The following is a 26,710-nucleotide window of genomic DNA, read 5'->3' as shown; positions in this document are numbered from 1 at the left end:
TTTCGATAATACGGGCAACTTTATATTCACCGCGTGCGATATGGCTTTCTTTTCGCCAACGGAATATTTGTTGTGCAGTCTTTCCTATTAGGATTATTGGGTGATTACTTTTCAAGATCTCAATATGCGCATCGGAAGCCGAGAACTTCTCAAGAATGCGAGCTTGCACGTTGACAAGGGGCAGTGCGTTGGACTTGTGGGCCGAAATGGTGCCGGCAAGACCACCTTACTGCGTCTCTTGGCAGGCGAGGGAACTACCTCTGAGATCGTTGAACAAACTGGAACTATTTCCCGGCGTGGCGCCATCGGCTATCTACCACAAGATCCCCGCACTGGCGATCCACAGCAGATTGCGCGTGATCGAGTTCTTTCCGTACGTGGTATCGAAGAGACCTTACGGAGAATCCGCAAAGCGGAGCATGAGATGTCCACACTTACTGGGGCTCGGCAGCAAAAAGCCATGGAACGCTATGTTCGATTAGATGCAGAATTCACCAATGCTGGGGGCTGGGCAGCTCATTCTGAGGCCGCGCGTATTACGGCAGCGCTTGGCTTACCTGAGCGTGTGCTTGAACAGCCGCTAGAAACTCTTTCAGGAGGTCAGCGCAGGCGAGTTGAGCTTGCGCGGGTATTGTTTTCCGACGCCGAAACCCTGCTTCTCGACGAGCCCACCAACCATCTTGACCACGATTCGATCATTTGGTTGCGGGATTGGATCCGTGCGTATTCGGGTGCTTGCATCATCATCTCCCATTCAATTGAATTGTTGCGAGAAACGGTAGATCGAGTGTGGTACTTGGATGCTAATCGTGCCACGATTGACACTTATGCAATGGGATGGGATGCCTACTTAAAGCAACGTGAAAGCGACGAAAAACGCCGTCGTCGAGAACGTCAGAACGCGGAAAAGAAAGCGGCAACGCTCTTGGCACAAGCCGACAAAATGCGGTATAAAGCGACGAAAGCGGTTGCTGCCCAAAACATGGAAAAACGAGCAAAAGAGCTACTTGCGAGTGTGGAGAGTGAGCGCCAGCAAGACAAAGTTGCGAATTTACGTTTCCCCACGCCTTCCCCGTGCGGTAAAACACCACTTGAAGCGCATGATTTGTCAAAGTCCTATGGCTCACTTGAGATTTTCACGGGGCTTGACTTGGCAATTGATCGCGGTTCGCGCGTGGTTATTTTGGGCTATAACGGTGCCGGTAAAACTACGTTACTTCGTATTTTGGCAGGTGTTGAGGCCTCGGATACGGGCGAAGTTATCGCTGGTCATGGCCTAAAACTCGGATATTATGCGCAGCAACATGAAACTATTAGCGATGATCTCTCCGTAGTGGAAAATCTTATGGCAGTAGCGCCAGAGCTTGATAACACAGGATTGCGCAATATTTTAGGTAGCTTTTTGTTTTCGGGTGACGACGCCGATAAGCCTGCGCGCGTTCTTTCCGGTGGAGAAAAGACCAGACTTGCTCTAGCGATGTTGGTGGTCTCGGCGGCAAATGTCTTGCTTTTGGACGAGCCTACGAACAACTTGGATCCAGCTTCCCGAGCGGAGATTCTCAGAGCACTCAGCAAGTATGAGGGTGCAGTTATCCTCGTGACTCACGACGAAGGTGCTGTAGAGGCGCTCAATCCAGATCGCGTGTTACTACTTCCGGATGGTGATGAGGATTTGTGGTCTGATGATTATCTTGAGTTGATTTCAATCGCTTAAGCCACAGATATTGGCGGTGCTCAGGCGGGAAATTCCCAACCAAACATAGCTGCGATAATGTCCAAGCGTGGATGGTTGATCGTGGAGTCTGCTGCCGAAGCCAAAATCGGTTTGGCTCGGTAGGCAAAGCCATGTGCTGCATAGTTAAGCATTTTAAGGTCGTTTGCGCCGTCGCCCACGCATACCACAAGATCAGCGGATATTCCCAAGTCATTGTGCCACTGCTGTGTAAGCTTCAGTTTGGCATCTGCGTCAATGACTGCACCCTCAGTGCGACCTGTGAGCACGCCGTCATGAATCTCGAAACGATTCGCAGCGTAAAAGTCGACGTCGCAGGCCTGCGCAAGCGGCTGAAGAATCTCGAGGAATCCACCCGATACTAAGGCAAATTTTGCACCATTCTTGTGCGCGAGATCTACCAGGCGTAGGGCGCCAGGAGTTAGCGTTATACGTTCGACGACGCCGGTCAAAGTATTGTGCGAAAGTCCAGCTAGCGTAGCTACCCGTTGTGCCAAAGATTGGGCAAAGTCAATTTCACCGCGCATGGCAGCACTTGTAATGCGCTCAACTTCTGCTACTGTTCCTGCATGTGCAGCAATTAACTCAATAACTTCTTGTTCGATAAAAGTCGAGTCAACGTCGCTCACAATCAATCGCGGTCCAGCAATGGCAAGTGCGTCGGTGAAAAATGCGCAATCGGTATCGTTGGCGTTGCTCAGTTGGACGAGCTCTGCCTTGATTGCGGCTAGATCAGATAAAGCATTGGCGTGTGCACGACCACTGAAGGTTACGGCGTCGTAATCGGGAATAGAAACGTGGCGATAGGTGAGGCGTGGATCGAGGGCGCCGAGATGTGCGCATACCTCATCAATCATCCCATCAGATATTGGCGAATAAGACGCGAGGGAGAAACGAAACGGTGTTTCTCCCTCGCGAACGTCGAAATCTTCCATAGTTTAAGGATAGTAAAGGAAGATTAAATGTTCATCATTTGGTTACGATCTTGCCCTTGGGTACAACCACAATTCCACTTTCTGATACGTGCAAACCGCGCGCCAGATCATGTTCGTGGTCGATTCCAACTTGTGCGCCTTCTTCAATCTTTGCGTACTTGTCGATAATCGCGCGCACGACTGTTGCATTTCGCCCGACATTGACGCCGTCGAAAATGACCGAATCACGCACCGAAGACCACGAGTTTACGCGAACATGTGGTGAGAGCACTGAGCCGATCACCTCGCCACCAGAAACGATCACACCAGGAGAAATCACTGAATCGAGAGCGTGACCAAGGCGCTCATGATGTCCGTACACAAACTTTGCCGGTGGGAGACCTGTGTAGCCGGTGAGTAGCGGCCACTTATCGTTGTACAAGTTGAAGATCGGATACACCGAGATGAGATCCATATTAGCTTCGTAGAATGCGTCGATGGTGCCGACGTCGCGCCAATAGGTACGATCGCGTTCAGTTGAGCCTGGGATCTCGTTAAATGTGAAATCGTAGACGCCGCAGTCGTTCTTCGCTACGAACTTTGGCACGATGCTACCGCCCATGTCGTGAGCAGAGGAATCGTCTGCCGCATCTTCGTAGAGTGCCTCGACTAGCGCTTCCGTTGAAAACACGTAGTTGCCCATGGAAGCGAGCACTTCGTTAGGAGAATCGGGCAGGCCTTCGCATTGGGCAGGCTTTTCTAAGAACTCACGCACCTTTTGCTGATTGTTCGGATCGGTATCGATGACTCCGAACGAGGAGGCAAGTTCTTTGGGTTGGCGAATGCCAGCGATTGTGAGCCCAACTCCAGAGTCGATATGTTGCTCAACCATCTGGGAGAAGTCCATCCGGTAGATATTATCTGCACCGGTGATAACAACGATATCGGGCCGTTCGTCGTCGAGAATATTGAGCGACTGATAAACGGCATCAGCTGAGCCTAGGAACCAATTCTTACCAACTCGCTGTTGAGCCGGAACTGGGGCAACATAGTTATCGAGAAGCGTGGACATACGCCATGTTTGCGAGATATGGCGATCCAGTGAATGCGATTTGTACTGGGTAAGTACCACAACTTTTAGATAACCAGAATTAACGATGTTCGACAGTGAAAAATCGATTAATCTGTAAATTCCGCCAAAAGGGACGGCAGGCTTTGCTCGGTCTTGGGTGAGTGGCATAAGGCGCTTACCCTCACCGCCAGCCAAGACGATTGCAAGTACACGTGGTTTTGATCTCATAGTCTAACTTTATCGTGAAACGCCACGATTATGGAGGTTTTACGGAAATTGTTTTCCTGTTGTTTACGCAAATCTGCGAAAAATATACCTACAATATAACTAAACGTGTTTCGTAACTGCGATCACGGCTCATTCGAGATTCGAAAGGAATAATAATGCAGGTCCATCTCCTGACTCGAGAATTTCCACCATTCGTTTATGGAGGGGCCGGTGTTCATGTTTCGGAGCTGGCAAAGGTGCTGAAAGCACACGCGCAGGTGCACGTGCACACGTTCGACGGTGAACGCAACGAGGAATTCGATGGAATAACAGTTAAGGGATATGACTATCCTGAGCAGCTCAAAGATGCGAATGCTGCGCTGCGAACACTCGGTGTAGATCTACAGATGGCGGCAAATCTTGGAGAAGCGGATATTCTCCATTCCCATACATGGTATGCCAATATGGCAGGTCATATTGGCTCTATGCTGCATGGAAAACCACATGTCATTTCAGCACATTCTTTGGAGCCACTGCGTCCGTGGAAACGAGAGCAGCTTGGGGGCGGCTACGAGCTCTCGTCTTGGGTTGAGAAAACGGCGTATGAAAATGCTGCCGGTATTGTTGCAGTGTCTCGGGCGATGAAAGACGATATCCTGCGCTGCTATCCGGCGATTGATCCTAAGAAAGTGCACGTAATCCACAACGGAATTGATCTTGATTCGTGGCGTGCTCCGAGCACTGATGAGGAGTGGGACGAAGCTCGAAAGTACTTTGCGTCTTACGGTCTTGACCCTGACGCTCCTACAATTATTTTCGTAGGTCGTATTACGCGTCAAAAGGGCGTACCTGGTCTTTTGCGAGCACTTCGTCGTGTGCCGAAAGAAGTGCAGGTTATTTTGTGCGCCGGCGCCCCTGATACCCCCGAAATAGCAGCCGAAACCAAAGAACTTGTGGAAAAACTCCAAGCAGAGCGCGATAGTGTGGTGTGGATTGAAGATCATCTGCCACACGAAAAGATTGTGCAGCTTGAAGCCTGTTCTACGACGTTCGTTACACCTTCTGTTTACGAGCCACTTGGAATCGTGAACTTGGAGGCTATGGCGGTAGGTCTGCCCGTCGTCGGCACCAATACTGGTGGCATTCCAGACTGCATCGACGACGGCGTCACCGGAACTCTCGTTCCGATCGAACAGCTTGACGACGGAACCGGCACCCCAATTGACCCGGAGAAATTCGAGGCAGATCTGGGCGAAGCGCTTTCCGAAATGTGTGCAGATCCGCAGCGTGCCGCGCAGATGGGGGCTGCGGGCCGGCGTCGAGTAGAAGAGAATTTTTCGTGGGAATCGATTGCAGAAAAAACGATGGATTTTTACCGCGAAATACTTGGAGAAACCCGAAAGTAAGTCAAACGAGGCGAGGAATTTCGACCAGGCATCGAAATGAAGCGTGTAGGACTTAATCCCTGTATAAATTTAGATTAGGCTTTGAACTATGGGTGATGTACTAGAGGTTATTGACGCAACTGTGCGTCGTGGCGGACATACGATTTTGGATCGTGTGCAGTGGTCGATTAATGAAGGCGAGCGCTGGGTGGTGCTTGGCGCTAACGGCGCAGGAAAAACTACGCTGATCCAGTTGATCGCGGGTCGAATGCATCCCACTGAGGGAAAAGTTTCGATTATCGGTGAAGAAGTCGGAAAAGTTGATCTTGCAGAGCTTCGTCCGCTAGTGGGCTTACTGTCGTCCGCTTTGGACGTGAAGATCCCGGCATCAGAGCGTGTTCTTGACGTTGTTCGCACTGCTGCATACGGAATGACTGCCACGTGGAACGAGTCGTATGAAGAGGAAGACGACGCGCGCGCACGTAGCGTTCTCGCTTCGCTAGGTGTCGAGGCCTTGAGTGAACGCAAGATGGGAACGCTTTCTACTGGCGAGAAGAAGCGGGTAGGAATTGCACGTGCATTGATGCCCAATCCAGAAATACTGGTATTGGACGAGCCTGCCTCTGGTCTCGATTTGGGTGGGCGAGAGAAACTCCTTGGTTCGCTTTCGGATTTATCTGGCGAGATGGCGGCACCTGTGATTGTGATGGTTACGCATCATGTTGAAGAAATTCCACGTGGATTCACACACGCTCTATTGCTCAAATCAGGAAAAGTTTTCGCTTCCGGAGTGATCGATGACGTTATTACATCGGAATACATTTCTGAAGTTTTTGACGTTGACGTGACGATTGAGCAACGAAATGGACGTTTTTCGGTGCTTTCCTAGGAAAAATCAGTCTGTAGTATGACTATATTGCGAGAGTTGCTCAGGTAACATAGCTAACAGGATGCAAGAAAATTCTTAATCGAAGCAGGTGTTCAGATGACTTGGGGGATTTGGGCGATTATCGCAATCGTCTTGTTGATTCTCGAAACTCTCACTGTAGATTTCACCTTTTTAATGCTTGCTGGCGGCGCTTTTGCGGCGGTATTCACTGCAGTAGCAACGGATTCCTTGGTGGTGCAAATCATCGTATTTGCAGTGATTTCGGTGCTTTTGCTGGTATTTATCCGTCCTTGGGCACGCAAGCACGTTAATGATTCATCTACAGGTAATTCAAATGTTTACGCGCTTGCTGGGCAAGATGCAGTAACTCTGACGCTAGTTACTCATTCTTCCGGACGAGTGAAAATTGGCGGTGACGTGTGGACTGCAGCAACTGAAGCAGGAGATATTGACCCTGGTGTCGACGTCGTCGTGAAAGAAATCCGTGGTGTGACGGTTATCGTTGCGCCTAAATAACCGACAGCACTCATAACAAGAAAAGAGGTTCATATGAACGCTGCAGCAATAGGAGGAACTGTCGCCACAGTGGTGTTGGCAGTATTTGTTCTGCTGATCGTCGTGGCTGTGATCCGTTCGGTTTTGCAAGTTCATCAGGGCTATACGGTGATTGTTGAACGCTTGGGTAAGTACCACAAGACACTTACGCCCGGTTTGCACTTTCTCGTTCCGTTTATCGATTCTGTTCGGCAGCGAATCGATATGCGTGAACAAGTTGTTCCTTTCCCGCCGCAACCTGTTATTACTTCGGATAATATCGTAGTCAATATCGACACGGTGATTTATTACCAGGTGACGCAGCCGGAGGCCGCAACTTATGAAATTGCTGATCCTATGTCAGCAATTGAGCAGCTCGCTGTTACAACGCTACGAAATATCATTGGCGCAATGGATATGGAACAAGCACTTACTGGTCGTGACCAGATCAACGGTCAGTTGCGTGGTGTCTTGGATGAAGCCACCGGACGCTGGGGTATCCGAGTATCGCGTGTCGAATTGAAAGCTATTGATCCGCCGGCAACTGTTCAGTCTGCAATGGAACAGCAGATGAAGGCAGAGCGAGATCGCCGTGCAGCTATTTTGACTGCTGAGGGTGTGAAGCAATCTGCAATTCTGACAGCTGAAGGTGAAAAGCAGTCTGCGATTCTTCGCGCAGAAGGCCAAGCTCAGTCCACTATTTTGAAAGCACAAGGCGAATCTCGCGCAATTTTGCAAGTGTTCGATGCTGTGCACCGTGGAAATGCAGATCCTAAGTTGCTTTCCTACGAGTACATTAAGACGTTGCCATTGATTGCAAACTCTTCGTCTTCGAAGCTTTGGATTGTTCCTACCGAGCTCACCGCTGCACTTGATGCGGTCACAAAGGGATTTTCGGGTGCCGGATCGGATGAAGCTGTAGCTGTTGATTTTGATGGCGAGGCAAATATTTCCGACGCTCTTGCTGCAACCAATCTTGAGGATGTAGATGAAGCGCTGGCTTCGGCCCGTGGTGAAGTTTCAAAGGCAAGCAGTGAGGTAGAAGACTCAACTCTGCACACTGGAAAGAAGTTAAACCCTGCCGATAGCATTGTCGATCTTCCTGAAGCAGGTGCAGAGGAAGATCCTGAGAAGCAATAATTTCACGGGGAGAAAATTTCAAAAGTAGACCACTGTTATTGTGGTGACTTCGGGGAGGGTGCGATATTCGCACCCTCCCCGTGCGTCGGATTTGTCTTTTTGGAGAATCGTGGCATTCTGTACACGTGATTATCGAACTGAATGATCTAAATGATTCGCGCTTAGATGACTTTATACGGCTCACCGATGTAGCTCTGCGTAAAAAGCTCGAAACTGAACGTGGACTTTACCTGGCTGAAGGAATAAAAGTCATTGAACGCAGCTTGGAGGCAGGACACCGTCCACGGGCCATTCTTGCTGCGCCGCGGTGGCTGACAGATATTCAGGCGATGCTAGAACGAGTGGGAGAGTGCGTAGCTGATATTCCAATTTTCGTTACATCAATTGACGATCTTGAACAAATAACTGGATATCGTATTCACCGTGGGGCGATGGCATCGATGAACAGGCCTCCGCTGGTTGATGTAGAGACTTTTCTCCAAAATCTTGGACAAGAAAACCTTGGACAAGGTCCTGCTCGAATTTTTGTGTTGGAAGATCTGGTTGACCACACGAACGTTGGCGCAATATTTCGTTCCGCCGCAGCTCTTGGAATTGACGGAATTCTAGTGACGCAGTCGTGTGCTGATCCTTTATATCGGCGTTCGGTGAAAGTGTCGATGGGCAATGTTTTTCAAATTCCGTGGACTCGTATCAACAATTGGCCACGCTCTATCGAAACTTTACACGAGAATGGTTGGATTACGGCGTCTTTGGCGCTGCGTGAGGATGCTAAACCTCTTTCTGAGTTTGCTGCGCTTCCAGAAGTCCGTGATCCCAATTCGAAGATCGCGATAGTTTTGGGAACTGAAGGAGATGGGCTGAGCTCTCGCACCATTGCAAGCACTCACCATAGCGTTGTCATTCCAATGGCGCGGCAAGTGGATTCGCTCAACGTTGCGTCAGCGGGCGCTCTCGCCGCGTGGGAGTTGCGGATTCGCAATTAATTACGACGGCGGTTAGCGGGTTCCTGGGCGGTATTGCACAAATGAGTGGTAGTTTTCGTCCACTTGGTTGTACTCGTTAATTGCGTCGTCAATGAGATCAGATACCGTGCATTCGAGCACACGCGAAAGCCGAATAAGCGTGTGTAGACGCGGATTTAACGCGGAATTATTCTTCCGGTTTGAGCGAGCAGACTCCATGAGTTGGTAGTGGTTTTTATCGATGTCTGCCTCTGCGGCAACCTGTTCTTGCGTCATGCCAAGGGCTGTACGACGGCTACGAATGGTTTTAGCGAGTGCCGATGCCAAGACACGTTCTGCTGCAGATGAATTTTGCATTTCTAAATTTTCCGCTGTGAACCATAAGGGGATCAACCGTGTAAAGACAGTGTTATTGAGAACGTGTGATAATTGTTTTTGTGTATTTTGCTTTTGAAGGAGTGGTTTTTGCTAAGAAATATCCGATGCGCCTGGGAAGTCTAGCTGACGCCACGCCTCATAAATCGCTATTGATGCCGAGTTGGCGAGGTTGAGGGATCTGCGCGAGGGGAGCATTGGAATGCGGAGCCACTTAGTGAGTCGCGGGTCGTTGAGTACGTCGTCAGGCAGCCCAGTTGGTTCTGTTCCAAAAAGTAGCACATCGCCGTCGCGATACTGCTCGTGGGCGTAGTTATTTTCGGTGTGCGAGGTAAATGCAAAGATGCGGCACTCGTCGCCGAAGTATTCTTTCGCTTCCATCCAGTTTTTATGAATGACGACGTCGGCGAGGTCGTGATAGTCGAGGCCAGCGCGTTTTAGGTGAGTATCTGAAAAATTGAAGGCGAGCGGCTCTATGAGATGGAGCCGCGCTCCGGTGCAAGCAGAAAGTCTGATTGCGTTGCCGGTGTTGCCGGGAATTTTTGGTTCATGAAAAACAATGTGAAGCACGAAACTAGGTTAGCTCACTTTTTCTTCGCTGCTGGTATTTTGGGCAATTTTGCTTTAAATGCCTCATTATTGGGGCTGGATTTGGAAGTGGACATTGTTTTTGGCGGGAGAAGTAATTTAATATTTTATCGAACAGGCGTTCGAAGCATGGGTTGGTGTTAGCTGATCCGAAATCGAATATATGGGGAGTGAACTATGGACGATCGACTGAACGTGGCACGGCGCGTACTTGCGCAAGCTCAGCTGCGTACAGGGATGCGTGTAGTTGAGTCCTGGCCCGTATCCGAAAATAATGAGCTTTTTGCGCAAACAGCTCGCAAAGCGTTTACGGTTCCAGATTCCCTTCGGAATGTTTTTCCTTATGGCATTCCGAAAGCTGAAGTAATTAACGTGCGAGGATCAGGGGCGGCAGCTGCGCTTATAGCTGGAATCGCTTCGCAGCAAGGAGCTTGGGTTGCACTTTTGGGAGCAAGCGATGTGGGATGGGATTTTTTGCTTAAAAGTGGAGTGGAAACAGAGCGCTTTGTGTATGTTCCCGCTGTAGAGTCCCTTACTTCGCATGTTCTTTTTGCTGCCATTGACGGCTTTGACGTGGTGCTTTTGGAAGGAATGCGGTTTCGCGCACGTGAAGAAATGCTTATTACTAAACGAGCACGGCTCAAAAATACGTTAGTTGTTTCCGATAGCTGGAATGGCGATCTTTTTCGATTCCACTGTGCTGTGCAGGGAATTGGAGGAATTTCGCGTGGGCGCGGACATATTCGCGAAGTTGCCTACCAGTTCACATCTAAATACGGAACAGCGTACCTGAACTTTGGAATGCATGGATGGAATTTCAATAACGCAGGTATTACACGAAAGCAGCATTCGCCCGATGCTGAAGAAGTACTTGATACGGTTATTCCTAAATTAGCGGTGGTGAAATAATATGCACGCAGTTGTGTGGATTCCTTTGTGGCCTGTAGAAACATTGCGTTCGCACGGTTTTATTAAGCAGCAAGAAGGAGTGGCAGTCTACGACCATAACGGGATCGTAAGCTTTGATAGTAAAGCAGCTCAGCTGGGAATTTCGTACGGAATGAAAAAACGTTACGCCAAAGCCTCAGCTCCTGAGATCGAACTGGTGCGCCGGCGTCTTGACTTGGAGAATTTCAATTTCGAAAAAGTCATGAAGGCTTGTGAAAATTTTGTTTCCAGCCTCACCATCTTGCGTCCTGGCATGCTTATTTTTCAGACGCGTGGTGCGGTAAGGATGTTTGGCTCCCAAGAAAAGCTAGCGGAGGAAATCTTGGGGAAGATAACTGAAGATACCGGACATGAGGCACATATTGGTTTTGGTGAAGGGACTTTATGTGCAATATTGGCTGCATATAACGATCAATTTGTTGAAAACGCCCAAACGTATCTTGACCCTTTGCCAGTTGAAGCTCTCGAGCATGCATGTTTCTCTCCGAAGCTCCAAGCGCAGATGAAAACATTTATTGCAGATTTACAATTGCTTGGTATTGCTACCCTCGCTGATCTTCGTGCCCTAGACAAGTCTTTACTTTATAGTCGTTTCGGATATATCGCGCAGTTTGCATTCTCCTTACTTGAATTAGAGTTTTCCTTACCCGAACAAAAAGAAGAATTACGCCGCTATATTGCGGTAAAACGAAATCTCGATCCTCCTGTAACAAACAGTGAGAGCTTTGCCTTTTTAGCACGAGAACTTGGAAATGAGTTAGTGCAATTACTCGAGCGAGAAAGTTGTTTTGCAAAAGAACTCTGTGTGTATGTGCGAACCTCAGATTCTAAAGAACTGAGCAGAACGTGGCATTTAGATGCAGTGGACGTTCCAACCATTGTGGATCGCACTCGCTGGCAGCTCAAAGTCTGGATGGAGCAATTGCATGAGAGCGATTCTGACGATGAGGGGCAAAGCGTTACTTACCTCGAAATACGAGCTCAAAGTCTTTTTCCGGCAGGATTTTCACAAGGCGTGTTATGGGGCAGGGAGGACAGCTACTCAGAACTTGCTCATAAAGCAATTAACCGTCTGCAAGCTTTAGTTGGTCAAGAAAAAGTTCTGATTCCTACTTTGAAAGCCCAGTTAGCTCCGAATACAGCATATAAGCTCGAGCCATGGGAATGTGGAAATAACTCCGCTGATAAGGGGAAAGATGGATCTTGGCCAGGTGCGATACCAAGACCTTGGCCAAGAAAAATATTGGAAACATATGAGCCAATAACAATTTGTGATGTACAGGGGCACGTATGTGTAGTTAATTCGCTAGGTCGATTCTATTGTGTGCATGGTTGCGGATTTGTTGAACCTGTTTTCTTTAACTCACAGAGATATTCAGGTGAAATAAACAGCTATTCTGCGCCTTGGTTACATCGGAGACAATGGTGGGCGCCGAAAAAAGAAACAGATCACGTGTGGTGTGAAGTGGTGCTTGATGATTTACATGCTTTTCTTTGCCGATGGGATTCAGCTGGATGGCGTTTAGTAGGTGAATACACATGATGCGTCCTTATTCCGAACTTCATGTGCACTCTGCTTATAGTTTTCTTGATGGGGCATCGATGCCGGCAGAGCTTGTACAACGCGCTGTGGAATTGGAACTAGAAGGTATTGCTTTAACCGATCACGATGGTTTACCTGGTGTTGTACAACTCTCAACTGCTGCGCGTGCAGCAGGACTCCCTACCATTATTGGATCTGAAATATCTATTGCGGATAGTACGGGTGAATTAAAAACACGGGCTGGTCAACGTGATCCACAAGCCAAACACGTAATTGTTTTAGCACGCGATACAGATGGATACCGGCGTCTTTCTCGAACTCTTAGTGAAGGAATGCTTAAATCGGGCGAAAAAGGAAAATCGTCTATTAATTTGGAGATGCTGTCTGATTCGGGGAAAGGGTATTGGCAGATACTTACCGGATGCCGGAAGGGGTATGTGCGCTCGGCACTTGAAGAAGAGAGAGGGATGTGGGCCTTTGATAAAGCCTATTCAGAACTTGATCGTTTGATTCAGCTCTTCGGAAAAGATTCAGTAGCTGTGGAGATCACAAATTGGGGGCAGCCGCTAGAACGAGAAAGAAACGATGTTCTGGTGAATTTAGCTAAGAAAGCGGGAGTGCGAGTGGTTGCTACCAATAATGTGCATAGCGCTCGATTTAAGGACGTGCCACTCAGCGACGTTTTGGCGGCTATTCGCGCGGGAGAAACTGTAGAGGACTTGGCATTTTCTCTGCCAAGCTGGGGGAGCTATTTGCGCTCAGGAAATGAAATGGAAATTATCCACTATGACCATCTTGAAGCGGTTGATACGGCTGCGGAGATTGGCCGGGAGTGTGCATTCGACTTAACTCTTGTGGCGCCGCAGTTACCACCTTTTCCCGTTCCTGCCCAGCATACAGAAGCTACATGGTTACGTGAACTGGTTGAAAAACAAGGAACAAAAAGATACGGATCGCGCCAAGAAAATACCGTGGCTTGGAGACAAATAGATCATGAGCTAGAAATTATTTTGGCACTAGGGTTTGCTGGATATTTTTTGATTGTTCATGAGATTGTGGAGTTTTGTAGGACGCGCGGAATTTGGTGTCAAGGTAGGGGATCAGCTGCTAATTCGGCAGTATGTTTTGCTTTGGGGATCACTGCAGTTGATGCAGTTAAGCATAAGATGCTTTTTGAGCGGTTTATTTCTCCGGGTAGGTCGGGTCCGCCAGATATCGATTTAGACATTGAAGCCCGGCTGCGCGAAGAAGTGATTCAGCATGTATACGAGCGCTATGGCAGAAAACATGCTGCGCAAGTTGCGAATGTAATAACATATCGACGTCGTTCGGCTATTCGCGATGTAGCAAGAGTTTTTGGGTATAACGATGGAATCTCTGACGCTTGGGCAAAAGACTTTGAGCGTAAAAGTAGCGTACGTGCTGATGAACGAGGGGTTCTGGAGCCGAAATCTAGTTCACATATGCCCTCACACGTGGAGTATTTTGTGTCAAAAATTCAAAATTTACCACGTCATTTGGGAATTCATTCGGGAGGCATGGTCATATGCGATCGCCCGGTAGTTGAGGTGTGTCCAGTTGGGTGGGCCAATAAGCGCAACCGTACCGTATTGCAATGGGATAAAGACGACTGCGCAGAGGCCGGATTAGTGAAATTCGATCTGCTTGGTTTGGGCATGCTTACAGCGTTAAAGATTGCTTTTACCTCATTAAAAGATTTCGGAATACGTGCCGATGATGGATCTGATCTGCATCTATATAACGTAAATCAGGAAGATAGCAGAGTTTTTGATTTGCTTTGCGCGGCGGATACGGTGGGAGTTTTTCAAGTTGAATCACGAGCGCAGATGGCAACGCTACCGCGACTACAACCGCGCACTTTTTACGATATCGTGATCGAAGTAGCTCTTATTCGTCCAGGGCCGATACAAGGTGACTCAGTGAACCCCTATCTCAACCGTCGTCGGGGGAGAGAAGCGATAACTTATCTGCATCCGCTGTTGGAAAAGTCCTTGAAAAAGACCCTTGGAGTTCCGCTGTTTCAAGAACAGCTGATGCAAATGGCTATTGATGTGGCAGGTTTTAGTCCAGCTCAAGCGGATAGGTTGCGAAAAGCAATGGGTAGCAAACGCAGCCATGAAAAAATGGAGGAGCTGCATGCTGAAATGGTGGCCGGAATGAAAAAGCGTGGAGTTGATGACGAAACATGCGAAATAATTTTCCGTAAGCTACATGCTTTCGCTGATTTTGGGTTTCCAGAGTCACACTCCTTCTCTTTTGCATATTTGGTATATGCGAGCGCTTGGCTGAAAGTGTATTATCCCGAATTTTTCTATGCGGGAATTTTGGCTGCACAGCCAATGGGATTTTATTCGCCACAGACCTTACTCACCGATGCGCGCCAACATGGAATTCTTATTTTGCCAGTGGATGTGTGTCATTCGGGCGAGCATACTCAAGTGGAGAAAACACAAGTGCAGCACAAGCACACTGTAAAGAAACACCCGCTTGTAAACGCGCATCCAGATTTAGGGATTCGCTTGGGGCTTTCAAATATTAAAGGATGCAAGCGGGCAATTGAGAGAATCCTTGCAGCGAGATCCGTAAAACAGTTTGAATCAGTGGCAGATCTCGCGCACAGAGCAGAGTTAAACACCGAGGAGTTAAAAAGTTTATCGGCAAGTGGAGCGCTTGAGAGTTTGAAAATGAAAAGGCGAGAAGGGACGTGGGTGGCGCAAGCGCTGTCCTACACAGGCATTAAGCAGGGAAATTACTTCCAGCCTGCCATTCTTGGAACGGAAGTGGGAGTTAGTGTTCCCAATCTTCCTGAAATGACGGAAGCGGAAGAAGTTTATGCTGACCTGCAAAGTATGGCGATTTCTCCGCATAAACATGTGATGGATATTTTGAGACCTCGCATCGATAACGACGACGTGCGTACGGTTGCCGAGGTACGAAATACGGAGGCAGGAACGCGAGTTTGGGTTGCAGGGGTTGTGACGCATCGGCAACGCCCAAGAACTGCCGGAGGGATTACTTTTATCTCCTTGGAAGACGAAACAGGGCTGCTGAATATAGTTTGCTCAGAAGCGTTGTGGAACAGGTATAGCACTTTAGTGAGATATCATCAGGGTCTACTCGTTCGAGGGAAAGTGGAAAGAGGAGATGATGTAGTGAATCTTATTGCGGACGGTTTTAAGGAAGTTGAACTCGGGGTGAAGGTATCTTCTCGAGATTTTCGTTGAGACATAGCATAGGCGAAAGAAAACGGCGGTGCAGTAGGTATGAGGGAGAAAATGAGGCATATGAGGCGAAATTCGCCAGCAGAAAACTGTTGCTATTGTTTTGAGCGAAAAATTCAGTGCGGACGTTGAACAACAGATAGAATTAACGTACGTCACGAAGAAAGGTGCATTATGGGAAAAATTGGTGGGCTGATCAAGGTAGCTACTGTTGCTGGACCAGCAATTCTGAAAGTAGTGAAAATTTATGGTCCTCAATTGCGTACCGTGATGAAAGAAAATCCTGAACTATTCGCTCAGATCAAAGGGCGTATTGGGCGAATCGCTGGCGCAAAAACGAATGCTAAAGGCATCAAAGGCAACCAAGAGCGTTTGAGCATATTACGAGAGCAAACAACATATCTGTATGCATCTGCAAATACTCCGAAGATGGCGGAAAAGGCACGTGGATGGCGTTCGGAGATCGATCAGCTTGAAAAAGCTCTGCCTTTGCTTGAGATCATGGGTAGTGATGCCAAAAAAGAAGAGATGAAAAAGGTTCAAACCCGAATTGATCGACTGTCGGCAGACATATTAGCTGCCACGATTGACGATGATATTGAGGATGCGGAAGTTATAGACCGCGACCAGTAAAGTGCTCTCCTAGTAAAGGTTATTTTCGCTGGGTTATAAACTGAGAGTTCATAAACCGAGTATCTGCGTCTTTATTGACTATAGACCGAGTACCTTTGCAATATCGGGTGAGAAGAAGTTAGGGCCCTTGAGAACTTTTCCGTCTTCGCGGTAGATAGGTTTTCCATCTTCGCCCAATTTTGACAAATTCGAAGCTTGGATTTCAGTGAGCACTGCATTCATCGGAATGCCTGTTTCAAGTGCCATGCCATAGATTACGTAGACGAGATCTCCTAGCGCGTCGGCAGTTTCGACCGTGTCGCGAGTTGAATCGTCTAAACTCACAGCAGTTTTGAATGCCGATTCAATGGTTGCACGAGCGTCTTTTCCATAAACAGCACCCACCAGCTCGGCAAATTCTTCCGCAATTAACGACATGCGCATGTGGACGCGTTCGCGATCAACGTTTGGGGCGTCGTCAACGATAGGTAAGCCGTAAGTGGTGTGAAAAGTGCGGACCAAATCTTCCGGACGAGACCCGTCGGGAATTGCGCTAGTGTTCGATACTTCATTTACTTCGTGTGACATGGCATTACCTCGGGATCGTTGTTAGTACTCTTTTATCTTAGTTGATCGCCATGAGGGAGATAAATCGGTAAATGCTTGCGTTTGTGCGGTAAAAATAGAATGTTGTTCCAGATCACACAAAAATATCGCCTCGCAAATTGTCATGAAAGACCTAATGGTGGTACATTTTTATTCGTTGTCAAACGACACCTGCGCGGGTGGCGGAATAGGCAGACGCGCTAGCTTGAGGTGCTAGTCCACGTATAGTGGGTGGGGGTTCAAGTCCCCCTCCGCGCACAATTGAATACAAAGCCCTTGCATTGTAAGTATACTGAGTGCAGGGGCTTTGTTTTGTCTGAGAGGTGAGAGGGGGACGACATGAGAAAAAAGATCGAAACTACGTCACCTTTATGCTGGGGTTGGCTTGGCTTCTTCTTGTAGTTCTATACCATTCCGAGACGCACAAGGTTGTTTTCGTCAGTATTGCGTATTTGATCTTGATGATTATCTGTTGGTAGGCGTGGTACATTACCGAACGGAAATCTCGTGATAAAGAAAAACGCGTGGAACATGCTTCGCAAAATGGTAAGTCTTAAGGTCCTCAAGGCTATCTAGTTCTTAGTTCGCCAACCGAAATTTAAGTAAAGTTCTGTGACAATGCGGTGCTCTCCACGCATTTTGGCACATTACAGCATATATGTACGATAAAATGTCATTAGTCCGTTTGGTCGAATATCAGAACTGAGAGAACATGGAGATATTGCCGCAGCCAGCTAGTACTCGATGGGAAGTGCCCGAATCCGAGCCACAGTACGTACACCGTCTCCAAAATGCGAAGACTCGTAAGTGGCAGATTTACGACGTCGTCGCGTCCTTTTTCGCGGCTGTCGCGCTATTTCTTGTGTTGTGGTTTAGCTTGCTCTTGCTCGATAAAGGCGTGCCGGGGGAGCCTTTCTGGCTTCTCAATTTACTAGTCTTTTGGGCAGTGATTGCCTATTTGGCATTTCCGCGACTCCATCAGATCGTTTCCACAATTTACGTGCCAAATTATTTTATAGGGCGTACTCGAACGTCAGATGGCATTCTTGGAGATCCCGTCAACCTCGCATTTAATGGCGACGAAGTGCAAATACACACGGTTCTACAACAAGCTGGCTGGGTTGAAGCCGACCCGCTCACTGCACGATCAGCGTGGAAGATTGTTGTGGCGTCAGTACTGCGCAAGTCGTATACCTCGGCTCCTGTTTCACACCTGTACCTATTTGGACGGCAAGAGGACTTTGCTTACGAACGAGAAGTGCAGGGTAATCCTGCTCGGCGTCACCATGTGAGATTTTGGAAAACGCCCGATGGGTGGACTCTTCCTGGTGGTATCGCGGTTGATTGGGTAGCTGCAGCAACCTATGATCGTTCCGTTGGTCTTTCTCTTTTCACCGGTCAGATTACACACAAAATTGATGCTCATATAGATGCAGAGCGTGATTATCTCATTGCGACTATCCGCTATGGCGCTCCTGGCGTAGATGTGAACGTAATTGCTCGCTACTTTAATGCCTATCATTCACGCAATGGCGGTGGAGATACTATCAAAACTGATGGAGACCTCCCGATTCTCAGTGTCCAATCTGTACATTGCCCTGCAAACTCCACTGGAAATTCCCGCGAAGCGCTATCTGCAACGCAGGAAGTGTGTACTGAGCCTAAACCTCAACAAGAGGCTGCTTCGGCGTCGTCTCCAAAACAATTGACTGACGTTAAAGAGCTACCTCCAGCGCTAGTGTGGTTCGCAATGCTTTTGGCTGTCATGAATGGATTGAGTAGTCTCGCGCTCACCGATGTGCCGGTGGTGGAAATTGCCATCTCCACGACATTTAACCTTTCGATGTTGGCATTGATTGTGCTGCGACAACGATGGGCATGGGTCACAATGCTGGTGCTCCAAAGCTTAGCGGCGATATTGCTCCTTGTCCTCGCACTTTCAGAAGAGTCAGGACATCTCATGCGATCAAGTTTTCCGGTGCTACTAGTATTCGCTCTATCTGCAACATCGGTGAGGTTATGGGTGAGCAAGGGGCGCAAAGAAAGATATATTAGCAGCCTTCGATAGCGAAATATTGAGGCGTGAAGAGGGACAAGAAAATCAAATCTTGCTACACAAGCGTTTCCTAGATGTCAGAGACAAGCAGGAATTCTAAATAAATCCATGCTTGCGAGCCAATGCTACAGCTTCAGTTCGTGACTCAGCTCCAAGCTTGCTAAATGCGTGGACCAAGTGAGTTTTCACCGTCGCTTCGGTTACAAAAAGTTCTTTTGCGATCTCACGATTGGAACGCCCTTGGGCTACTATGCGCAATACATCTATTTCTCGGCTACTGAGCTTTGGTATCCCTTGCACAATACGATCTGTCATTCTTGCTTCCAGATCGGGGGTAAGTACGAGCGCGCCAGCCGCGGCGTCGTCAATTGCGTCCACAATCGTCTCGGGAAGTGCGTCTTTGAGCAAATATCCCGAGGCTCCGGCCATGACAGCTCGCGCAATATCGGAGTCATTGTCGTATGTCGTAAGAATAAGTACCTTGGGTGGATTGGGGAATTCCTGTACTGCCTCAATAACATCAACACCATCAAGCCCCGCACCTAGGCGTAAATCGCATAGAACAACATCGACCTCGAGCTGTGCTAGCTGCTCGATTGCTTCGGTGCCAGACGAGGCTTCTCCTACCACCTGTAGCTGGGCAGATAAAGACAAAAGCCCTTTTAATCCAGACCTCACAACCGGGTGATCGTCAACAATAAAAACTCTAATCATGGTTCATTCCTCAGAGGTAGCCAAACTGAGAGCGCTGTGCCCGACCCTAACTCGCTTTCGATTGCCAGACCGCCACCAGCCTCGGACAGGCGCGCTTTCAGTGCACCCAGACCATAGCCGCCGTCGAATGTGGGTATCGCAGGAAGGGCCGCGGGATCGAAGCCGACGCCGTCGTCGACGATGTCAAGACGCACCGTGCCGTCGACAACTGAGACGTTAATGCTTACGTGGCTTGCGTGCGCGTGGCGTCGAATATTTGCGAGTGTTCCCTGCGCTGCTCGGAGAAGAATAATCTCATCAGCTATCGGAAGACGGCGGAGGTTTGGGTCTACTTCTACCGTCACCTCCGCGGTGGTTTGGTTCGCAAGATCATTGCCAAGTCGCTGTAAGGGTGCAGAAAGACCGCTTGCGATATCGGGCGGATTGAGCGCATAAACAACTTGACGTGCCTGTGTTAAGTTATCCGACGCCGTCGTCTCAATTTGTGTTACAAGATTGTGAACCGCAGCAGGATCGCTTGTCCGTTCTGCCACCCGCGCAAGCAAGATAATTGAGGAAAAACCCTGCGCAAGCGTGTCGTGAATATCGCGCGCTAATCGCGTTCGTTCCTCTAGTTTGCCTGCCTCGCGCTGCATTCGCACGACTTCGTCAGATAATGCTGCAGCTTCTGACTGCGTAGCGAGAACGCGATCAAGCAGCTCTTGCGAACGTTGCGCTTCGTTTTGCAAGAGCAAAGCGCCTCGCGCGATACCTACAGCCACAAGCGCGCCAATCATCGGACCAATGACGCTCGCGGTAGAGGAGTTTGTCTGTAAGAGCACGGAGATCACAACGGTGAGGCTCGTAGCGGTAGCTGGTAAAGCCCACACTAAAGGCAATGCTTGCGCTGCCAGTAACCACAGCGGAAACTGTAGCCAGACAAAATGGTAGGAGCAGATGACCAACGCTGCGCCGAGTACTAAGACTATGAGTGCCCATTCAACCTTGCGCACGGGTGTAACCTTGCGTCCTGACCGCTCACGACGTTGTTGAATACGTCCAATACCAAGGGATACAAGTAATAAAAGAACCCCGAGAAAACTCATTGTTCCGGCGCCGTCGGACACTGCTCTCACACTGCCAAAGACTGCCAAACCAACAATGAGAATATCTTGAATTATTTCAAGCAAAGCCGCTCCACGTGCAGGAAGTGCAAACGGGAGCGGCTGAGCGTTTTTAGTCATATACCGATATTACTCGATTATTCGCTAATAACTGGTCGGGATGCGTTGGCTTTTACTGCGCGCAAAAGGACAAGGAACAACAAAATAAATGTTCCGGTGAGTACCATATGACCAAGTCCGGCGATTCCTGCGAGAGCCTTTGAACTTGCCCACGAGAGTTCTAGCACTTGAGCAGTTCCTTTAATTGTTAGCATCACGAATGTCAGCGCCAGACCGGCGTCCCAAAAGTTGGGAAAAAATCGGAAACGGCGATCCGATTCGAGGTTGAATACGCGAGTAAGTACTAACACCACTAGCAAAACAACAGTACCGAGTGTGAGTGTGTGCGTGTGGGCGAGAGCTAATTGTGTGAAACCAGTGTAGCCAGTTTGACGTGTTAATTCGCGATAAATGAGTCCGGAGGCGAGACCTAAAATAGTCCAAACAAATGCCGAGCGTGCCAGACGAGATTCCATATTTTTACCTTACTTTGAGAAACCAGTGAAATGAGAGAGTTGTTTTATCTAGAAAAATTAGCGGAAACAAGCTGTTAAACAAGCATTTAGAAGAAAGAGCCGATCATACCTGTGAAGTAGGGAACGAGCCAGATTGCCCAAACAATCACAGATAAACGGTGAAAGACGAGTCTCTCATTGGGACGATCTCGGATCATTACAATGAAAGCCCAGATAAGATGCCCTGCCATGAGAAGCAGTGCGATTAAGCCGGTGATGGCCATAATCTGGTTGAGCAGATTGGGTGTCGCCTGAGTAGCCGCTGCGATACGACACATGATGAAAGTTCCAGTCATGTCAAGGGTCAGTCCGCCGGCAAATAGGCCAACGTGGAACCATTGCAACGACCCTGCACGTTGCTCAGCAAATACGCCGGATGTGTACAACACAAGTGCGCCCGTAATAAGAAACAATAGCTGCGATTAACATACTGCCAGCTTAGTAATGGCAGCTGATGTGCTACCACGGCATAACATCCATCGTTTGGTTGAAAAGCGCTTTGTTAGTGACCTCGATTCGCCACTGTTTCATATTTTGCATTTTTACGCACATCTGAAGGCAAATTGATATTCTGGCGCAATGAAACCATTCGCTTTTCTTGTTGCACGGCCCCCATCACCAATTGGTGACGACGAATATCGCTCGTTTCTCGCTCTCAGCCAGCTCCCGGCACAAAGGCTAGAACGAGTGCGAATGGACACCACAGATTTCGAACAATTTGACATGCAACGCTATAGCGGATTTATCGTGGGCGGATCTCCTTTTGACCTCACGTTATCGGAAGAATCGAAATCAGCTGAACAGCGCAATATCGAGCGTTTTCTTCGATCGCTGAACAAAGAAGTGCTCGCCAAAGATCTACCATTTCTCGGTATATGCTTTGGAATGGAGGCTATGGCGATAACCCAGGGAGAGACTTTAGTAAACAGTTATCGCGAAGAAATTTCTGCCCCCAGTATCGCTCTTACAGCAGCCGGTTTAGAAGATCCACTATTTTCCTCGCTGCAGAATTTGGGTGAAGAGTTTTGGTGCTACACCGGGCACGCTGAAGCTCTTGATCCCAATGCAACGCGCGACGGCGTCGTCCTCGCTTCTTCAAAAACGTGCCCTATCCAGGCAGTGCGCTGGAAGAAAAATATCTATGGAGTGCAGTTCCACCCCGAAATCGATTTACGTGGAATAGAACTGCGCGTGTCACTGTATGCGGGTAAATATTATGCAGCGGGAGATGGAGAGCGTATCTTGAACGCAGCTAAGCGAGCCGATGTGCGAGCCGGCGCCGAAATCCTCAAGGCCTTTGTAGGCGCTTATTCGTGTTAAGCGCAGCGCTTTCACTACGCTCTCGGCAGACTATTTGTGGTGCATATAAAGCTGCTACGTGGAAGAATACGAGACAACTGCCGCGGCACGCACGGTGGTTATCAACTGATTAATGGAAGTGTGTAATCGTATGGCTATGGAATTTGCGCAATCGCCTCGGTCAACTTTGGGGATTGAGTGGGAGCTGCAATTACTAGACTCTGACTCCTACGACTTGCGTCAGAGCGCGAACGCAGTGATTGATTCTTTGCGTGCTTTACCTGCCGACACCTCGATCGTTCAACGTGAGATGCTTTTGAATACAGTTGAGCTGGTGTCACTTCCGCACGAGACTGTGCACGAATGTACAGCGGATTTACAATATGCGCTTTCGCTTCTGCAACCAATTCTTGAGCCATTGCGGATCACGCTCGGTTCTTCGGGCACTCATCCTTTTGCCGATCCTGCTTATCAGCACGTCACTGATTCCAACCGTTATGCCGAGCTCGTGAATCGAACCCAGTATTGGGGCAGGCAGATGCTACTTTTCGGCACGCATGTGCACGTGGGGATTGAGGATCGGGCCAAAGTATTGCCTATTCTTCGTGCAATGCTCACTCGTTTTGCCCATCTGCAAGCGCTCACTGCGGCTTCTCCATTTTGGAATGGCGCTAATACCGGATATGCCGATAACCGTGCGATGGTGTTCCAACAGCTGCCTACCGCAGGCACACCGCACCAGTTCGACACGTGGGAAGAACTCGAGCGATACACCGACGGAATGCTCAAAACAGGAATCATTGATCACTTTAATGAAGTGCGCTGGGATATTCGCCCTTCACCAAAATACGGCACGCTTGAGATGCGCATGTGTGATTCTGCTTCGAATATTTCCGAGGTTGCCATGGTAGCTGCGCTGTGTCAGTGCCTCGTGGAATACTTTTCGCGCCAGTACGACGCCGGTGAGCAGCTTCCCTCGTTGCCAGCGTGGTTTGTTGATGAAAACAAGTGGCGTGCAGCGCGCTATGGCATGGATGCGATCCTCATTCTTGACGATGCGGGAAATGAAGAGCTTGTTACCGACACACTTATGCAGATGTATGAAGATCTTCTCCCGATTGCACAAGAACTCGGCTGTGCTCAAGAGCTCGGTTACATTACGGAAGTTCTGCGATTAGGAGCGCCATATCAGCGTCAGCTCCGAGTTGCTCAATTGCACAACAAATCTCGCGAAGCGATTGCAGCATTTATGTGCGCTGAGATGAAGGCAGGTACCGCGCTTGATCCAGAAAGAGTTGAGCTTGACGGTGAATTGCAGAGCCTACACACTCGAGATCTCACCTAAGATAAGTGCAATAATACTAATAGATTCTTGACCGACGACGATTCACAAAGAGATTTAATTATGACGTCCCCACAAAGTAACTTCGAAACTATCATCCATGGTGCAGATTGCCGGAGTACCAGTAATGTTGGCGATTTTTCTGAGGTCGTTGATATCGCACAGCAGCTCATTCGCTTCGATACCACGAATAATGGCGTGATTGAAGCCGACGTGGAAACGGAAGCTGCCCATTACGTCATGGATCTTTTGCAGGAAGTGGGCTACCAGCCACAGTGGATTGAACCCGTCAAAGGTCGACCCAATGTAGTATTGCGGGTTCCAGGAAAGAATCGCGAACGCGGTGGGCTTGTGGTTCACGGGCATCTCGACGTCGTGCCTGCTGTAGCTGAGGATTGGGATGTTGATCCTTTCGCTGGTGAAATTATCGACGGCGTGCTGTGGGGTAGAGGCGCCGTTGACATGAAGAACATGGACGCCATGATTATTTCGGTGCTTCGGCACATGGCTCGTACGAATTATGTACCAGAACGCGATCTGATCGTTGCGATGTTTGCAGATGAAGAGGCAGGAGGGAAAGTTGGTGCCCATTGGCTCGTGGAACATCGACCGGAGCTTTTTGCAGGTGCAACGCACGCTATCTCGGAAGTTGGTGGCTACAACACTTACGTCAATGGCAAGCGCGTCTACCTCTTGCAAACTGCTGAAAAAGGTTTGACCTGGTATCGCCTTCTAGCTCGCGGCAAGGCAGGTCACGGCTCCCAAGTGAACGAAGATAATGCGGTAACGAAACTTGCCCAAGCGCTTGCCGCCATCGGTGGCGAAAAATGGCAACTCCAACTCACAGATACTGTGCGTGAGCTGTTGGAAGGCGTGTCAGATTTGACGGGTCTACCGTTCGATCCGGAAGATCCAGATACGATCGATCGGCTTATCGATGCGCTCGGTTCGGCGAAAACCTTTGTTGGTGCGACTTTGCGTACTGGGGCAAATCCCACCCAACTGCAGGGCGGTTACAAAGTAAACGTGATTCCGCAAACCGCACAGGGCGGTGTTGACGTGCGTCCAATTCCAGGAACCGAAGCTGAAGTTGCACGCCGAATCGCTGAACTCGCAGGCGATGTGCAGTTAGAGAAGATTCATGACGACGCCGGCATCGAATTTCCATTTGCTGGTGAAACTGTTGAAGCAATGGTCCGCGCGCTCGAAGCAGAAGATCCGCAGGCGGTAGTGTTGCCGTATATGCTTTCGGCTGGCACCGACAACAAAGCCTTGGCTCGTTTGGGAATTCAAGGCTACGGTTTTGCGCCGGTACAGTTGCCGCCTGGATTTGATTTTCCTGCGATGTTCCATGCTGCAAACGAACGTATTCCGGTGGAATCCCTTCATTTTGGATCGCGTGTGCTTTGGCGATTTTTGCAAAATGCTTGAGATAGAAAGCTTTTAAGTTCATTGCTATTGGTGAGCACGGCTTTTCTAAGCTAGGCTGTAGATATGGCTATTGATCCAAATACCGCATACGCTCGTCTCGCGAGCGCGCTCGACGATTTTCACAGCGCAGTCACACAGTTTGCAGACGCTGATGCGCCGGCAGTTTTGCGTGCTGCTGATTTATTAGCCGATGCATACACCGTGTATGACGACGCACTCTTCACGCAATACGGCATCGAAGCACCATTTGATACCTACGCTGATGATGACTTCGAGGACTTTGATGACGAGCTTGACGATGATTTCGACGATCTCGACGACGAAGACGAACTCGTAGACGATGATGAGCTTGACGTCCTCGATTTCGATGAGGATGAAGATGACGAGGACGACGACGCGCGCTAAGTTGGAATGCTAAATTGCGTTCGTGCTCTTTAACGCGGGTACGTCAATTCCAATGCCGAAATCTCATTTAATACGTCAATGACTTGTTGCGGCAAAGCACTCATATCCATGCTGAACAACTGATCGGCTTGGCTTGCTGTGCGCGCGCCACAGAAAGCGGCAGCTACGACGTCGTTGTGGAGCGCCCACGATAAAGAAATATCCGCTGGTGTGCGTCCTAGACCATCGGCAGCCTTGATAATGGCCTCAGTGATGCGGCGCGGAGCGTCGTCAAAATATGGCTCAACTGTGGCTGATAAGTGTGTCGTTGCAGCGCGCGACGTGGGCGGAATCGTGTTTCGATATTTTCCTGTAAGCACACCTGCTGCGAGCGGAGCGTACGCGACCACCCCAAGGCCGCAATCTTCTGCCATAGGGAAGTGTTCAAATTCTGCCTTCCGTTCTAACACAGAATATTGAGTGCCGATGGCAATGGGAGCGGGTAAATGGAGATCTCGCAGATACTGGCATGCTTTTGCCACGTACCAAGCAGGGCAATGTGCGAAACCAATATGACGAGCCTTGCCGTCTATCACGAACTGCGTGAGCGTGCTCAGTGTTTCTTCGAATGGTGTTGAGAAATCGGGGGAGGCGAGCATAATGACATCTACATAATCACTATGGAGCGTGGTGAGCGTGTTGTGCAGCGAAGAAATAAGTGCGCTACGCCCGTTATTATTCACTACTCCGTTAGGCATAAGTTGCTCACCAGCGTGTGCCATGACTACGAAATTCTCACGATCAAATCCGCCATGAAATAGTTCACCGATCGTTGCTTCGGCGTGACCCTGCGCATAAATAGGAGAGACGTCGATGAGGTTGCCACCGGCGTCGAGCAAAGCTGCAAGCATACGCTGTGCGTCGTCGATCTCGGTATCGCGGCCCCATGTCAAAGTTCCCAGGCCGATTTCGCCAACTGTAAGTCCAGATTTTCCTAGCTTGGTGTGTTTCACAT

Annotated in this window: 24 protein-coding genes, 1 tRNA gene and 1 pseudogene; 16 read left to right on the top strand and 10 right to left on the bottom strand. The window is 49.0% G+C overall.

Going from position 1 to position 26,710, the window contains the following annotated elements; genetic code table 11:
* Positions 1–100 precede the first annotated feature (100 nt).
* Positions 101–1,714, top strand: coding sequence for an ABC-F family ATP-binding cassette domain-containing protein (locus tag EZJ44_RS03695; protein ID WP_131280227.1), 1,614 nt, complete (start codon positions 101–103; stop codon positions 1,712–1,714).
* 20 nt (positions 1,715–1,734) lie between these two features.
* Here EZJ44_RS03695 and serB read toward each other — a convergent pair whose 3' ends face one another.
* Together serB and glgC are read right to left on the bottom strand one after the other, a co-directional pair.
* Positions 1,735–2,667 (bottom strand): phosphoserine phosphatase SerB, encoded by a 933-nt coding sequence (gene serB, locus EZJ44_RS03690; protein WP_131280224.1) that lies wholly within the window; start codon positions 2,665–2,667, stop codon positions 1,735–1,737.
* 34 nt (positions 2,668–2,701) lie between these two features.
* Positions 2,702–3,946 (bottom strand): glucose-1-phosphate adenylyltransferase, encoded by a 1,245-nt coding sequence (glgC, locus tag EZJ44_RS03685; RefSeq protein ID WP_131280222.1) that lies wholly within the window; start codon positions 3,944–3,946, stop codon positions 2,702–2,704.
* 155 nt (positions 3,947–4,101) lie between these two features.
* Between glgC and glgA the strand changes: the two genes are divergently transcribed.
* The 5 genes from glgA to EZJ44_RS03660 all read left to right on the top strand — a co-directional run bounded on the left by glgA (position 4,102) and on the right by EZJ44_RS03660 (position 8,859).
* Positions 4,102–5,331: a glycogen synthase gene (glgA, locus tag EZJ44_RS03680; RefSeq protein WP_131280219.1), complete on the top strand. Its 1,230-nt coding sequence runs from the start codon at positions 4,102–4,104 to the stop codon at positions 5,329–5,331.
* Between the two features lie 88 nt (positions 5,332–5,419).
* Positions 5,420–6,199: an ABC transporter ATP-binding protein gene (locus EZJ44_RS03675; RefSeq protein ID WP_131280216.1), complete on the top strand. Its 780-nt coding sequence runs from the start codon at positions 5,420–5,422 to the stop codon at positions 6,197–6,199.
* Between the two features lie 96 nt (positions 6,200–6,295).
* Positions 6,296–6,715, top strand: coding sequence for an NfeD family protein (locus EZJ44_RS03670; protein WP_131280213.1), 420 nt, complete (start codon positions 6,296–6,298; stop codon positions 6,713–6,715).
* A gap of 33 nt (positions 6,716–6,748) precedes the next feature.
* Positions 6,749–7,873, top strand: coding sequence for an SPFH domain-containing protein (locus tag EZJ44_RS03665; RefSeq protein ID WP_131280210.1), 1,125 nt, complete (start codon positions 6,749–6,751; stop codon positions 7,871–7,873).
* A gap of 125 nt (positions 7,874–7,998) precedes the next feature.
* On the top strand, positions 7,999–8,859 hold the full coding sequence (locus EZJ44_RS03660; protein WP_131280207.1) for a TrmH family RNA methyltransferase: 861 nt from the start codon (positions 7,999–8,001) through the stop codon (positions 8,857–8,859).
* Between the two features lie 12 nt (positions 8,860–8,871).
* On the opposite strand, the gene EZJ44_RS03655 is transcribed toward EZJ44_RS03660, so the two are convergent.
* Together EZJ44_RS03655 and EZJ44_RS03650 are read right to left on the bottom strand one after the other, a co-directional pair.
* Complete coding sequence (locus EZJ44_RS03655) at positions 8,872–9,195, bottom strand: helix-turn-helix domain-containing protein (protein WP_131280204.1); 324 nt, start codon at positions 9,193–9,195, stop codon at positions 8,872–8,874.
* 111 nt (positions 9,196–9,306) lie between these two features.
* Positions 9,307–9,783 carry a tRNA (cytidine(34)-2'-O)-methyltransferase gene (locus EZJ44_RS03650; protein WP_131280201.1) on the bottom strand — a complete coding sequence of 159 codons (477 nt, stop codon included), beginning with the start codon at positions 9,781–9,783 and terminating at the stop codon, positions 9,307–9,309.
* 195 nt (positions 9,784–9,978) lie between these two features.
* Between EZJ44_RS03650 and EZJ44_RS03645 the strand changes: the two genes are divergently transcribed.
* The 4 genes from EZJ44_RS03645 to EZJ44_RS03630 all read left to right on the top strand — a co-directional run bounded on the left by EZJ44_RS03645 (position 9,979) and on the right by EZJ44_RS03630 (position 16,167).
* Positions 9,979–10,710, top strand: a complete 732-nt coding sequence (locus EZJ44_RS03645) for a hypothetical protein (RefSeq protein WP_131280199.1) — start codon at positions 9,979–9,981, stop codon at positions 10,708–10,710.
* Between the two features lies 1 nt (position 10,711).
* A complete protein-coding gene (locus tag EZJ44_RS03640) occupies positions 10,712–12,292 on the top strand; it encodes a Y-family DNA polymerase (protein WP_131280197.1) in 1,581 nt (526 codons plus the stop codon).
* A complete protein-coding gene (locus tag EZJ44_RS03635; RefSeq protein ID WP_206661838.1) occupies positions 12,289–15,537 on the top strand; it encodes an error-prone DNA polymerase in 3,249 nt (1,082 codons plus the stop codon). Before EZJ44_RS03640 ends, EZJ44_RS03635 begins: the two co-directional genes overlap by 4 nt.
* Positions 15,538–15,708: 171 nt before the next feature.
* A complete protein-coding gene (locus EZJ44_RS03630) occupies positions 15,709–16,167 on the top strand; it encodes a hypothetical protein (protein WP_131280195.1) in 459 nt (152 codons plus the stop codon).
* 78 nt (positions 16,168–16,245) lie between these two features.
* Here the strand turns inward: EZJ44_RS03630 and EZJ44_RS03625 are convergent.
* Positions 16,246–16,689: pseudogene (locus EZJ44_RS03625) on the bottom strand (pyrophosphohydrolase domain-containing protein); the annotation flags it as partial.
* A gap of 236 nt (positions 16,690–16,925) precedes the next feature.
* On the opposite strand from EZJ44_RS03625, the gene EZJ44_RS03620 reads away from it, so the two are divergent.
* Positions 16,926–17,010 (top strand) — tRNA-Leu (locus EZJ44_RS03620).
* Between the two features lie 454 nt (positions 17,011–17,464).
* Entirely contained in the window at positions 17,465–18,820 is a 1,356-nt protein-coding gene (locus EZJ44_RS03615; RefSeq protein WP_131280190.1) for an LssY C-terminal domain-containing protein, read from the top strand.
* Positions 18,821–18,904: 84 nt separating this feature from the next.
* Here EZJ44_RS03615 and EZJ44_RS03610 read toward each other — a convergent pair whose 3' ends face one another.
* The 4 genes from EZJ44_RS03610 to EZJ44_RS03595 all read right to left on the bottom strand — a co-directional run bounded on the left by EZJ44_RS03610 (position 18,905) and on the right by EZJ44_RS03595 (position 21,652).
* The gene (locus tag EZJ44_RS03610) at positions 18,905–19,522 is read right to left on the bottom strand and encodes a response regulator (RefSeq protein ID WP_131280187.1); all 618 of its coding nucleotides are present in this window, start codon (positions 19,520–19,522) and stop codon (positions 18,905–18,907) included.
* Positions 19,519–20,745: a sensor histidine kinase gene (locus EZJ44_RS03605; RefSeq protein ID WP_131280185.1), complete on the bottom strand. Its 1,227-nt coding sequence runs from the start codon at positions 20,743–20,745 to the stop codon at positions 19,519–19,521. The genes EZJ44_RS03610 and EZJ44_RS03605 overlap by 4 nt, the downstream gene beginning before the upstream one ends.
* Before the next feature lie 17 nt (positions 20,746–20,762).
* Positions 20,763–21,200 (bottom strand): DUF2871 family protein, encoded by a 438-nt coding sequence (locus EZJ44_RS03600; protein WP_131280182.1) that lies wholly within the window; start codon positions 21,198–21,200, stop codon positions 20,763–20,765.
* A gap of 86 nt (positions 21,201–21,286) precedes the next feature.
* Positions 21,287–21,652, bottom strand: a complete 366-nt coding sequence (locus EZJ44_RS03595) for an HsmA family protein (RefSeq protein ID WP_131280179.1) — start codon at positions 21,650–21,652, stop codon at positions 21,287–21,289.
* Between the two features lie 166 nt (positions 21,653–21,818).
* Here EZJ44_RS03595 and EZJ44_RS03590 point away from each other — a divergent pair, with 166 nt between their 5' ends.
* From EZJ44_RS03590 to EZJ44_RS03575, 4 genes are all read left to right on the top strand, one after another.
* On the top strand, positions 21,819–22,559 hold the full coding sequence (locus EZJ44_RS03590; protein ID WP_131280178.1) for a glutamine amidotransferase-related protein: 741 nt from the start codon (positions 21,819–21,821) through the stop codon (positions 22,557–22,559).
* Between the two features lie 130 nt (positions 22,560–22,689).
* Entirely contained in the window at positions 22,690–23,883 is a 1,194-nt protein-coding gene (locus tag EZJ44_RS03585) for a glutamate--cysteine ligase (protein ID WP_241658571.1), read from the top strand.
* Positions 23,884–23,943: 60 nt separating this feature from the next.
* Complete coding sequence (locus EZJ44_RS03580) at positions 23,944–25,311, top strand: M20/M25/M40 family metallo-hydrolase (RefSeq protein ID WP_131280175.1); 1,368 nt, start codon at positions 23,944–23,946, stop codon at positions 25,309–25,311.
* Positions 25,312–25,374: 63 nt separating this feature from the next.
* Positions 25,375–25,716 (top strand): hypothetical protein, encoded by a 342-nt coding sequence (locus EZJ44_RS03575; RefSeq protein ID WP_131280172.1) that lies wholly within the window; start codon positions 25,375–25,377, stop codon positions 25,714–25,716.
* A 29-nt stretch (positions 25,717–25,745) separates the two neighbouring features.
* Here EZJ44_RS03575 and EZJ44_RS03570 read toward each other — a convergent pair whose 3' ends face one another.
* Positions 25,746–26,708: an aldo/keto reductase gene (locus tag EZJ44_RS03570; RefSeq protein WP_165496097.1), complete on the bottom strand. Its 963-nt coding sequence runs from the start codon at positions 26,706–26,708 to the stop codon at positions 25,746–25,748.
* Positions 26,709–26,710: the final 2 nt, after the last annotated feature.

Source organism: Arcanobacterium bovis (assembly GCF_004331995.1).
GTDB classification, from domain to species: Bacteria; Actinomycetota; Actinomycetes; order Actinomycetales; family Actinomycetaceae; genus Arcanobacterium_A; species Arcanobacterium_A bovis.
The sequence above is the reverse complement of the archived record's forward strand: the minus strand, read 5'-3'. Positions and strand labels throughout refer to the sequence as shown.

What these genes read in the sequence shown, in the direction of transcription:
- EZJ44_RS03610 (WP_131280187.1), bottom strand. Translation starts at nt 19,522, where the DNA reads ATGATTAGAGTTTTTATTGTTGACGATCACCCGGTTGTGAGGTCTGGA.
- EZJ44_RS03590 (WP_131280178.1), top strand. Translation starts at nt 21,819, where the DNA reads ATGAAACCATTCGCTTTTCTTGTTGCACGGCCCCCATCACCAATTGGT.
- EZJ44_RS03640 (WP_131280197.1), top strand. Translation starts at nt 10,712, where the DNA reads ATGCACGCAGTTGTGTGGATTCCTTTGTGGCCTGTAGAAACATTGCGT.
- EZJ44_RS03630 (WP_131280195.1), top strand. Translation starts at nt 15,709, where the DNA reads ATGGGAAAAATTGGTGGGCTGATCAAGGTAGCTACTGTTGCTGGACCA.
- EZJ44_RS03635 (WP_206661838.1), top strand. Translation starts at nt 12,289, where the DNA reads ATGATGCGTCCTTATTCCGAACTTCATGTGCACTCTGCTTATAGTTTT.
- EZJ44_RS03675 (WP_131280216.1), top strand. Translation starts at nt 5,420, where the DNA reads ATGGGTGATGTACTAGAGGTTATTGACGCAACTGTGCGTCGTGGCGGA.
- EZJ44_RS03670 (WP_131280213.1), top strand. Translation starts at nt 6,296, where the DNA reads ATGACTTGGGGGATTTGGGCGATTATCGCAATCGTCTTGTTGATTCTC.
- glgA (WP_131280219.1), top strand. Translation starts at nt 4,102, where the DNA reads ATGCAGGTCCATCTCCTGACTCGAGAATTTCCACCATTCGTTTATGGA.
- EZJ44_RS03575 (WP_131280172.1), top strand. Translation starts at nt 25,375, where the DNA reads ATGGCTATTGATCCAAATACCGCATACGCTCGTCTCGCGAGCGCGCTC.
- EZJ44_RS03600 (WP_131280182.1), bottom strand. Translation starts at nt 21,200, where the DNA reads ATGGAATCTCGTCTGGCACGCTCGGCATTTGTTTGGACTATTTTAGGT.
- EZJ44_RS03655 (WP_131280204.1), bottom strand. Translation starts at nt 9,195, where the DNA reads ATGCAAAATTCATCTGCAGCAGAACGTGTCTTGGCATCGGCACTCGCT.
- EZJ44_RS03605 (WP_131280185.1), bottom strand. Translation starts at nt 20,745, where the DNA reads ATGACTAAAAACGCTCAGCCGCTCCCGTTTGCACTTCCTGCACGTGGA.
- EZJ44_RS03580 (WP_131280175.1), top strand. Translation starts at nt 23,944, where the DNA reads ATGACGTCCCCACAAAGTAACTTCGAAACTATCATCCATGGTGCAGAT.
- EZJ44_RS03665 (WP_131280210.1), top strand. Translation starts at nt 6,749, where the DNA reads ATGAACGCTGCAGCAATAGGAGGAACTGTCGCCACAGTGGTGTTGGCA.
- glgC (WP_131280222.1), bottom strand. Translation starts at nt 3,946, where the DNA reads ATGAGATCAAAACCACGTGTACTTGCAATCGTCTTGGCTGGCGGTGAG.
- EZJ44_RS03645 (WP_131280199.1), top strand. Translation starts at nt 9,979, where the DNA reads ATGGACGATCGACTGAACGTGGCACGGCGCGTACTTGCGCAAGCTCAG.
- serB (WP_131280224.1), bottom strand. Translation starts at nt 2,667, where the DNA reads ATGGAAGATTTCGACGTTCGCGAGGGAGAAACACCGTTTCGTTTCTCC.
- EZJ44_RS03615 (WP_131280190.1), top strand. Translation starts at nt 17,465, where the DNA reads ATGGAGATATTGCCGCAGCCAGCTAGTACTCGATGGGAAGTGCCCGAA.
- EZJ44_RS03585 (WP_241658571.1), top strand. Translation starts at nt 22,690, where the DNA reads ATGGCTATGGAATTTGCGCAATCGCCTCGGTCAACTTTGGGGATTGAG.